Origin of the sequence: Sporichthya sp. (assembly GCF_013815995.1) — a bacterium.
GTDB lineage: Bacteria > Actinomycetota > Actinomycetes > Sporichthyales > Sporichthyaceae > Sporichthya.
Map to the genome: position 1 here is coordinate 1 of NZ_JACDFE010000186.1, position 9193 is coordinate 9193.

The 9193-nt window shown below is 70.8% G+C and carries 9 protein-coding genes and 2 pseudogenes; 3 read left to right on the forward strand and 8 right to left on the reverse strand.

The features are described 5' to 3' along the window. Positions 1-130: pseudogene (locus H0X00_RS23935) on the forward strand (IS110 family transposase); the annotation flags it as partial. A gap of 159 nt (positions 131-289) precedes the next feature. Here the strand turns inward: H0X00_RS23935 and H0X00_RS23940 are convergent. From H0X00_RS23940 to H0X00_RS18040, 5 genes and pseudogenes are all read right to left on the reverse strand, one after another. After that, a pseudogene (locus H0X00_RS23940) lies at positions 290-340 on the reverse strand (hypothetical protein); the annotation flags it as partial. Positions 341-399: 59 nt separating this feature from the next. Then, positions 400-1137 carry an SDR family NAD(P)-dependent oxidoreductase gene (locus tag H0X00_RS18025; RefSeq protein ID WP_293773596.1) on the reverse strand — a complete coding sequence of 246 codons (738 nt, stop codon included), beginning with the start codon at positions 1135-1137 and terminating at the stop codon, positions 400-402. Between the two features lie 35 nt (positions 1138-1172). After that, positions 1173-2360, reverse strand: coding sequence for an acyl-CoA dehydrogenase family protein (locus H0X00_RS18030; protein ID WP_293773597.1), 1188 nt, complete (start codon positions 2358-2360; stop codon positions 1173-1175). A gap of 140 nt (positions 2361-2500) precedes the next feature. After that, positions 2501-4357 carry a hypothetical protein gene (locus tag H0X00_RS18035; RefSeq protein ID WP_293773598.1) on the reverse strand — a complete coding sequence of 619 codons (1857 nt, stop codon included), beginning with the start codon at positions 4355-4357 and terminating at the stop codon, positions 2501-2503. Positions 4358-4452: 95 nt separating this feature from the next. After that, the gene (locus H0X00_RS18040; RefSeq protein ID WP_293773600.1) at positions 4453-5163 is read right to left on the reverse strand and encodes a hypothetical protein; all 711 of its coding nucleotides are present in this window, start codon (positions 5161-5163) and stop codon (positions 4453-4455) included. A gap of 201 nt (positions 5164-5364) precedes the next feature. Here H0X00_RS18040 and H0X00_RS18045 point away from each other — a divergent pair, with 201 nt between their 5' ends. Continuing rightward, positions 5365-5721: a toxin-antitoxin system HicB family antitoxin gene (locus H0X00_RS18045; protein ID WP_293773601.1), complete on the forward strand. Its 357-nt coding sequence runs from the start codon at positions 5365-5367 to the stop codon at positions 5719-5721. Positions 5722-5739: 18 nt separating this feature from the next. Beyond that, positions 5740-6549 carry a hypothetical protein gene (locus H0X00_RS18050; protein WP_293773603.1) on the forward strand — a complete coding sequence of 270 codons (810 nt, stop codon included), beginning with the start codon at positions 5740-5742 and terminating at the stop codon, positions 6547-6549. Positions 6550-7087: 538 nt separating this feature from the next. Here the strand turns inward: H0X00_RS18050 and H0X00_RS18055 are convergent. From H0X00_RS18055 to H0X00_RS18065, 3 genes are all read right to left on the reverse strand, one after another. Then, positions 7088-7519, reverse strand: a complete 432-nt coding sequence (locus tag H0X00_RS18055) for a nuclear transport factor 2 family protein (RefSeq protein ID WP_293773605.1) — start codon at positions 7517-7519, stop codon at positions 7088-7090. 4 nt (positions 7520-7523) lie between these two features. Further along, complete coding sequence (locus tag H0X00_RS18060; protein ID WP_293773606.1) at positions 7524-8771, reverse strand: cytochrome P450; 1248 nt, start codon at positions 8769-8771, stop codon at positions 7524-7526. A gap of 136 nt (positions 8772-8907) precedes the next feature. Continuing rightward, on the reverse strand, positions 8908-9193 hold a 286-nt coding region (locus H0X00_RS18065; protein WP_293773608.1), incomplete at its 5' end, for a helix-turn-helix domain-containing protein.

Genomic DNA, 9193 nt, shown 5'->3' on the forward strand with positions numbered 1-9193 from the left:
CAAGAAACTGCGCAACGCCCTGATCGACTTCGCCGACGACTCCCGCCACGCCAGCCCCTGGGCCGCGAACATCTACAACCAAGCCATCGCCCGCGGCAAACGCCACCCCCACGCAGTGCGCATCCTCGCGGGCCGCCGGCGTGGCCTGGGCCAGCCGGCGCGCGGCCGTCACCTCCAGGGCGTGCCGGATCTCCAGGACGTCGGCCGCCTCCCCCGGGCGGACCGGGACCACGACGGCCCCCCGTCGCGGCGCGAGCTCGAGCAGGTCCTCGGCCTCCAGCTTGAGGAACGCCTCGTGCACCGGCGTGCGGCTGACCCCCAGCCGCGTGGCGATCTCCACCTCACTCAGCAGGGTGCCCCCACCGAGCTCGCCGTCGAGGATCTGCTGGCGGACGGCGGCTACTGGACCGAGAAGCCGCCGCAGATCGCGATCGCCTGGCCGGTCAGGAATGCACTCGCCGGGCTGAGCAGGTAGCTGGTCAGGCCGGCGATGTCGTCGGGCTGGCCGAGGCGGCCCATCGGGGTGATGTTCGAGATCGCCGCCAGCAGCTCGTCGCTGATGTCGCCGAGGATCGGGGTCTGGGTCACGCCGGGGCAGACGGCGTTGACGCGGATCTGGTCCTTGGCGTGCTGGATGGAGACCTGCCGGGTCATCGCGATCACCCCGCCCTTGGCCGCCGAGTAGGCGAGCACGTCGGAGACGCCGATCAGCCCGGCCACCGAGGCGACGTTGACGATCGAGCCCTCGCCGGCCGCAAGCATGGGCGCCAGCACGGCGCGCATCCCGAGCCAGACGCCCTTGAGGTCGACGCCGATCATGGCGTCCCAGCCCTCCTCGGTCTGCACGGCGAGCGAGTCGGTGGCACTGGCGATCCCGGCGTTGTTCACCAGCCCGTACACCCCGCCGCGGGAGGCCACGACGGCCTCCACGACGCGCGACCAGGCGCCGGCGTCGGTGACGTCGAGCTCGTGGGCCTCGGCCGCGGCACCGATCTCGGCGGCGGTCTCGTCCTGGCCCTTGATGTCGGTGACGACGACGTTCGCCCCGATCACGGCGGCCTGGATGGCCACTGCCTTGCCGATGCCCGACCCGGCGCCGGTGACGATGACGGTCCTGCCGGTGAGGTCTGGGGTCATTGCCGACATCTGATGTCTCCGCTCGAGGGGTTGGTCTAGAGGAACGAGGTGCTGGTGATCGGCTCCCCCAGCAGGGCGGCGCCGTAGCTCTCCTGCGTGGTCGCGGTGTTGGTGACGCCGTGCAGGCTGGCGGTGGAGATGTCGCGGTAGAGCCGGTTGAGCAGGCTGCCCTCGGCGGCCCCGGAGGCACCGCCGAGGCGCGCGAGCAGGTCGACGACGCCACGGGTCTCGCGGGCCACGACGGCGCAGTCGTGCCGGGCCCGGGCCCGCAGGGTGTCACTCGGCAGCACGCCGGCCCGGCCGGCTGCGGTGCAGTCGTCGGCGAGCCGATGCGCGAGCAGCGTCGCCATGTCCAGGCGGGTGCGGGCCTCGGCGATGTCGAGCTGGGTCCCGACCGAGGCGGAGGACGTCAGGTAGTTGCTGTAGGAGATCGGCCGGGTCGGCAGGGTCTGGACGAGGTGGTCGAAGGCGGCCTCGGCGATGCCCAGGAACGTGCCGCACAGCGTCGCGCCGCCGATCATCCCGAATGGGCAGCGGTAGAGCTCCTCATCCTGATGTCCCTTGCGGGTCACGCCGTTCATCGCGCCCTTCGGCCCGAGCAGCGGGTAGGTGCGGTGCTCGGGGACGAAGACGTTGTCCGCGACCATCGTGTTCGATCCGGTGCCTCGCATCCCCAGCACGTGCCAGGTGTCCTCGATGGTGAACTCGCTGCGCGGGGCGAAGCAGAACCGGACGTTGGGGGCGCCGTCCTCCATGACGAGGATCGGCATGTACAGCCAGTCGCTGTGCCCGCCGCCCGAGCCGAAGCCCCAGCGCCCGGAGATGACGTAGCCGCCGTCGGTCTCGGGGACCACGACGGGATGCGGAGTGACGTTGCCGGAGACGAGCGCGTCGGGGTTGTCGCCCCAGATCTCCGCGGTGGCGCGGTCCGGGAGGCTGTGGGCCATCCAGTGCGAGCCGGTGATCACGCCGGTCACCCAGCCCGCGGAGGAGCAGGCCCGCGCCAGCTCCGTGGTCACCAGCATCTGCGTCTTCACATCGGCCTCGGCGCCGCCGTACCGGCGGGCGTTCCAGACCCGGAACAGCCCCGCCTGCCCGATGGCCTGCACCGAGTCCTTCGGCAGTTGGCGGTCCAGGTCGGCCTGCTCGGCGTTGGCCCGCAGGGTGTCGAACAGCCCGGCCGCGGCCTCGACGAGCTCAGCGTTGGTCGCGGTCGCGCTCATGACGACTCCTCACCTGGGGCCGCGTCAGCTGGGGAGCTCGCCGCGGCGCACCGACGAGCCATCCTGGCGCGGCGCCCCGGGGTGGGGAGACCGTGGAAACTACGCCTCGGACCGGGTCAGGCCCACCCGGAGCAGCCGGGTCAGCCGGCTTGCTCGCGCCCGTTGATCGTGAGGGTGTACGGCGCGTACTCCTCGTTGGGGGTGACGGTGTCGACGGGGTTGTCGTGGCTGACCACGGCGACCAGCAGCGGGTAGGCCTTGAACGCGGCCAGGTCCTTGGCCGAGAACGAGCTGTTGAAGCCCTGGACCGAGCGGATCAGTGCCTTGTGCTTGGCCGGGTCGATGCCGACCAGGCTGACCTGCCAGTTGGCGACGGCGCCGGCGGGTTCCGCACCGAAGAGCGTGTCCTGGAAGGCGGCCGTCGGGTCCTTCTCGGCGGAGGGGGCGGCGCCCCCGCTCACCGTCTGCGCGCCGGCGAAGGCGAGCGACTGCGGCAAGGCGCCCTTGTTCTGGCGCAGCACCACGTAGTCGGCGCCGTTCGGGGCTGCGCCCGGCTTGGTGAAGGCCGCAGGGTTGGCCAGGTTCACCGTCGCGTGCAGGTTCTTGGTGGTGACCCGGCCCTTGTCGATGCCCTGGACCTGACCACCCTTCACATCGACGTACCGGTCGAGAAGGTTCATCAGTTGGAAGTCGTGAATGACGTCGCTGACCTTGGTCCCCGGAGCGAGGATGTCGAGCTGCTTCTGCAGGCTGGCCAGGCCCTGGGCCTCGCCGTCGCGGTGCAGGCCACTGATGATCGGCAGGCCGTAGCGATCGAAGATGAAGAGCATGAACGACCAAACGTTGCCGTAGTCGGCGAGGATCTCGCTGCCCGCGCCCTCATCGCCCCACTTGGTCAGGGAGTTCTGCGGGCCACCGCAGGCGTTGGGGTTCGGGTTCGAGCGGCCCTTGGTGATGCCGAAGCCCTGGAAGCAGTGGATCGAACCCTCGGAGCTGGCGTCGTCGATCGTGTGGGAGGCGTCGGAGTAGCCGACGAGGGTCTCGGCGAAGGTCGACAACCCCTCGTTGACCCAGGTGGTCTCGTTCTGGTCGGTGTAGTTGTGCAGCAGGTGCTGCCACTCGTGGGCGAAGGTGCCCTCGTAGGTCCGCGGGCGCGCCGGGCGACTCTTGCACAGGTCGTCGCTCGGCTCGTCCTTCGGGTTCACCCCGGTGCGGTGCGCCCAGTCGAAGGCGTCGATCGTCATCACGTTGCGGTCGGTGATCTCGTTCATCAGCGGCATGAAGAAGCCGGCGACATAGGAGCGGTTGGTCGGGAAGTCGTAGAAGTTCGGGTCCCGGACGTTGTCGATCAGCGTGACCGTGTTCTCGCCGTCGCCGGCGAAGTTGATGCCGGCCGGGGTGAGCCCGGGCAGCGTGGCCAGCCCGGCGCGCTCCTTCGGTGTGCTGAAGGCGGCCGTCTCCTTCGGGTACATGTTGGTCTCGAACTCGTTGACCAGATCTTTCACCTGGGCATCGGTGACATCGGTGGTGCCCGGCACCGCGGCGGCCCGGCAGTCACCGGCGGGAAACTCGGTGCCCTTGCTGACCCCGTCGGAACCCGAGGCGACCCACACCTCGACGTGGTCGCCGGTCGCGCGCAACGTGTACTGCTTGACGTAGAGGCCGGTGACGCTCGGCTTGGAGATGTCCAGCGCCGGCCACAGCAGCGTGGTCCCGACCGGCGGCGTCTTCTCCCCCGGCAGGCTCGGCCCGGCGGCGCGCAGCTTCGCCACCGTCGCCAGGTCGAGGGTCTGGGTGCCCAGGATCGACGCGAGCTGCGGGGACAGCGTGACCTGGTCGATGTCGTCCAGGTGCAGCAAGTCCGACACGACCGGGGCCGCGACCCGCCCGGTCGAGTCCGCGGCGCCCGCGGTTCCCGGCAGGACGCTCGTGGCGGCGGCCAGCAAACCGATCGTTCCGGCCACCGCGACGGCCGACTTCAACACCTTGGACCTCATGTACTACTCCTACGCCGCGACATCGCCCCACATGGGCGGTTTTGCCGGAGCGTAAACGGAATTTCTATGAGCTTTCTATGAACGCGCGCGGAGCGTCACCCGGCAGGCGGCGGCGGGGCGGCCGGAAGCCCACCCAGCTCGGGCACCGTGACCTCGGGAGCGCCGCCCTCACCGCCCGGCGGGGTGCCCGGCGCCTCGCCCAGGTTGCCGAGCTCCAGCAGCTGGAACCCGTCGCCGTCCGGGGTCTGCACGTTGCCGAGCAGCCGGTCGAGAAGGTCGCCGAGCAGATCACCGAGCACGGAGAGGCTGTGCTCCTTCTCCCCCTCCGGTTCGGCTGGCCCAGCCGGTTCAGCCGGCAGCGTCGTCTCCGGCTCCTCGGCCGCCGTCACGCGCTTGCCGGGCCCGAAGGAGGGCTCGTCGTCGGCGTCGATCTCCCGCGTGCCGCCGCAGGGTTGGAGCACCAGGTCGGACTCGGCGAGGTCGTACTGCTTCTGGGCCGCCTTGGTCGGGTGCTCGGCGAACACCAGGTAGGTGGTCTCCCCGCCCATGCCGCCGACGCCTTCCCCGCACCCGTCCGACAGGTCGACGACGGCGGTGTCCGGGCGGACCTCGCCCTTGTAGGACTCGAAGGCGGTGAAGTGCCGCACGATGCCGGACTCGTGGGTCTGGCCGTCCCGGTCGCGGTAGGCGGAGCTGGTCGAGCCCTCGTAGACGCCCTTGAACACGACATCGGCGTCGGCGAGCTGGTCGTTCTCGTCATTGACGAGGCAGCTGCACTTCGCCTGTTCAGCCGCGGTCGCGGTCACGATCGGGCCGAGGCCCGCGCCAGGGCGAGCACGAGCACGCCGGCCAGTCCGATTCGTCGCAATCTTCCGGTCCCCATCCCAGGCATTCTGCGCCTCCCCTGCGCACAGTCCCCGCTGGACACGGGGCTTTTAACCACCTTTGCGAGCCGCCGCGAAGCCCGTGCGGCGCCACGCCGCACGGCCACCAACCTGGCCGTCCGGTTGGCTGTCCTGGAGGCGGTCTCCGCGGCCGCTGACGAGATCACCGAGCAGCTGCTCGACGCCCCGGGTTCCCCCGCGGTCGCGGTCCGGCTCGACCACGACGAACTCCGGGTCGAGGTCCGGCTCGCGCCGATGGCTGAACCCCCGCCGACCCCGAGCGACGAGGGCGAGAACGACGCTCGGATCTCCCTTCGCCTGCCGGAATCCCTCAAGGGCCAGATCGAGACCGCGGCCCGCGCTGAGGGCGTCTCGGTGAACACCTGGCTGCTCCGGGCGGCCAACTCCGCCCTCTCCCCCACCCATTCCTACGGCCGGCGCCAAAGCGGCAACCGCATCACCGGCTGGATCAACGGCTGACGTCGTCAGGAGACCTGAATGAACCCCAAGATCTTCACCTTTCCGCTGACCGGCCCCATCAAGCTCGCGGTCCAGGTCGGGCACGGCAGCCTCGCCGTCGCCGCGCGTGACGGCCTGGCCGAGGCCACCGTCACTCTCACCGCCCGCGGCGACCTGCTCGAGCGGTGCACGGTCGAGCTGCGCGGGGACACGTTGCACGTGCGGGCACCGCGACAGGGCGGACTGCTCGATCTGATCGCCGGCTGGCGCAAGGACCGGGACACCATCGATGTCGTGGTCGAGGTGCCCACCGGCACCGCGGCGAAGCTCGCGAGCGCCACGGCCGACATCACCGTCACCGGGCAGATCGGCGCGGCCGACGTCGCGACCGGCCACGCCAGCATCGACCTCGGCACCGTCGCCGGGGACCTGCGGCTGCGCTACGGCAACGGCGAGAGCCGGGTCGGGACCGTGAGCGGATCGGTGCAGCTCAAGGCCGGCCGCGTCGAGGCCCGCTTCGGCGAGGTCGGCGGCTCCCTGGCGTGCGGGTTCGGCAGCGGCTCGCTGACCGCCGGGGCCGTCCGGGGCGACCTGCACGCGCGCTCCGGCGCCGGATCCACGTCGGTGGACGCGGCCTACGGCAACGTCGACCTGGCCACCGGGCACGGTTCCCTGAGCATCGGCGTTCCTGACGGACTGTCAGTGCAGCTGGACATCACCACCGGATCCGGCGTGCTGCACTCCGACCTCCCGGTCCAGGACGCCCCGCGCGCCGGAGCCCGCGTCGTGACCCTGCGGGCCCAGACCGGAAGCGGGCACGTGCGTTTGCACCGCGCTCCGGCGGCGTAGTCGATCCCGCGGGGGTCAGCGGCGGGCGAAGGCCTGCGGACCGCTCGGGGCGAGCAGGTCGGTGCAGCGCGGGGTCAGCCCACCGAGCGTCGTTGCCAGTACCTCTCGGCCGCGGTGTTACTGGCGACCACGGGAAGTGATTCATCGAGACGTAGGCGTTGCCGAGCCACTTGTTGGCCTGCAGGAACTGCTTCTCGTTGCCGACGCCGAGCGGATACGGCATGACGTCCGGGAAGTAGCCGACCTGCGTGCAGGAGCGGGCCAGTCGGTGCTGCGAGGCCGCGTCGAAGGACAGCCCGAGGGCCTCGACGCCGGCGTTCTTCAGATCCAGGCACTGCTGGACGTAGGACGGCGCGGTGATCGAGACCTGAATCGTCTTCTTGACCGTCGGTGCCGCCGAAGATCGGCGAGGTGGCGACGACGCGTTCGACCGCCGACAGGGCGCTCGCGGCGGTGGTGCCCGCCGGCTTCTCGTTCTTCGTGGTCCTGGTCTTGCTCGTGTCCGCCGCGGTCGTGGCGCCAGTGGCTGCGGTACCGCCTACGCCTCGGCCCGGAAGACGTCGGCGACCAGCGCGGAGTTGGCGAAGTCGCGGAAGCGGTACCACTTGCCGTCGCGCAACTCGATGATGTGCGCGAAGTCGGACTCGAAGTCGGTGCCCATCTTCCGGGTCCGGAATTTCAGGTGCCCGAAGACCGCGAGGTTGTCGCCCTCCTCGATGATCAGCGCCGGCTCCATCGCGATGACCTCGACGCTCTCCCCGACCTTGGTGAGGAACTCACCGAACCCGGCGGCTCCGACGTACTCGCCGGCGTAGGGGACATCGGCGGTGCCGTAGTAGGTGACCTCGATGTCGGCGTGGATGTTGGCCATCACGGTCTCGGCGTCCCCGGCCGGGACGGCGGCGTACATCCGCCGGGTGGTCTGGACGTTGATGCTTTCGGTGGTGGCGCTGGTCGTGGGGGCGGTCATGGGCTCAGCTCTCCTGCTCGTGAAGGTGCTCGTGAAGGACCACGGGGATGCGGGTGCGGCTGTGCTGGAGCAGGGTCGCGGTCTGCGGGACGCTCTCCCCCGCGCCGCGCTCGATCCGCGCGAAGCGGTCGAAGAGCGCCCCGACCAGCACCTCGATCTCGAGCGTGGCCAGGGGCGCCCCGAGGCAGTAGTGGATGCCGACGCCGTAGGTCAGGTGCTTGTTGGCGTTGGCCCGGTCGAGGTCGAAGCGCTCGGGGTCGGCGAAGACGTCGGGGTCGTGGTTGGCGGCGGCGAAGAACAGCGCCACCCAGTCCCCGGCCTTGATCTGCGCGTGGCCGACCTGCACGTCGCGGGTGGCGATCCGGAACAGCCGCTGCGGCGGTCCGGTCAGGCGCAGAGTCTCGTCCAGGAACGCCTTGATCAGGCCGCGGTCGGCGCGCACCCGCGCGGCGGCTTCGGGATGGTCGAGCAGCGCGTCGATGACGTTGGCGCCGAAGTACATGCTGGTCTCGCTGCCGGCCACCACGAGGGTGATGCAGAACCGGACGATCTCGCCGAAGTCGAGCTTCTCTCCGTCCGCCTCGGCGAGCAGCAACGCGTCGATCAGGCCGTCGCCGGGTTCCTCCCCGGCCGCGAGGGCCTCGGCCCGGGCCTGACACAGCGTCACAAAGTAGCCGCCGAGCTCCTGGTTGGAGGCGTTGCGCTCCTCGCCGGTCAGGTCCGCCGAGAGCATGAACGCGTTCGCCCAGCGCTCGTAGTTCGGGGCGTCGGAGTCCGGGGCGCCGAAGAACTTGCACATCACGACCGCCGGCACATGGGCGCACAACTCGTGCACGGCGTCGAACTCCAGCCCGGCCGGTAGCTCGCCCACCAGCTGGGCGACCCGCTGCGTGAGCCAGGGCCGCATCGCCTCGACCCGGCTGCGGGTGAAGACGGTGTTGACCACCTTGCGGTGCGCGGTGTGCAGCGGCTGGTCAGTGTTGACCAGCATCAGGGTCGGGGCGTCGGAGGCCTCCTGCAGCGGGTCACGGGAGGAGAAGGTCGCCTGGTCACGGGCGGCGTCCCGGACGTGCTCGTGCTTGAGCAGGGCCCAGGCCGTGACGGGCTCATCGACGCCCGGCACGGTGCCGGGCGGGTAGTCGACGTACCCGGGGATCGGCGAGTGCGCGCGCAGGGCGGCGTAGGCGGGATAGGGGTTCGCGATGACCTCGGCGGTGGCGAGGTCGATCGCGGTGTAGTCGGTGACAGACATTCACACGTCCTGGAATTCGCGCAGTCTCGAGGGGGCTGCGCGAAACCGTAGGTTCACCTGACGCGGCGTCCCATGTCCTCGCGGGAGCCTGTTGGGCCGGCGCTATGTCGCCGGAGGAGTGCCGCTGCCTCTGCGGTCAGTCGCCGAGCAGGCGGTGCACCACGAGCGCCGCCTCGACCGCGCCGCGCCGCCCGGCCAGCGGCCGGCCCAGCAGTTCCTCGGCCCGGCGCACCCGTTGCTCCACGGTCTTCTCGTGCAGGGTCAGGCGCTGCGCGGCCCGCTTGTGGCTGGCGCCCTCGGCCAGGTAGGCCTCCAACGTGTCCCGCAGCCGGGCGGTACTCACGTCCGCGGCGGCGAGCCCGGCGAGCTCGGCGGTGGCGAACCGGCGCGCGGCCTCCGGGTCGGCGAGCAGGGCCGAGGCC

Coding starts and splice junctions, on each gene's coding strand:
- H0X00_RS18025 (WP_293773596.1), bottom strand. CDS start 1,137: ATGACCCCAGACCTCACCGGCAGGACCGTCATCGTCACCGGCGCCGGG.
- H0X00_RS18030 (WP_293773597.1), bottom strand. CDS start 2,360: ATGAGCGCGACCGCGACCAACGCTGAGCTCGTCGAGGCCGCGGCCGGG.
- H0X00_RS18035 (WP_293773598.1), bottom strand. CDS start 4,357: ATGAGGTCCAAGGTGTTGAAGTCGGCCGTCGCGGTGGCCGGAACGATC.
- H0X00_RS18050 (WP_293773603.1), top strand. CDS start 5,740: ATGAACCCCAAGATCTTCACCTTTCCGCTGACCGGCCCCATCAAGCTC.
- H0X00_RS18055 (WP_293773605.1), bottom strand. CDS start 7,519: ATGACCGCCCCCACGACCAGCGCCACCACCGAAAGCATCAACGTCCAG.
- H0X00_RS18060 (WP_293773606.1), bottom strand. CDS start 8,771: ATGTCTGTCACCGACTACACCGCGATCGACCTCGCCACCGCCGAGGTC.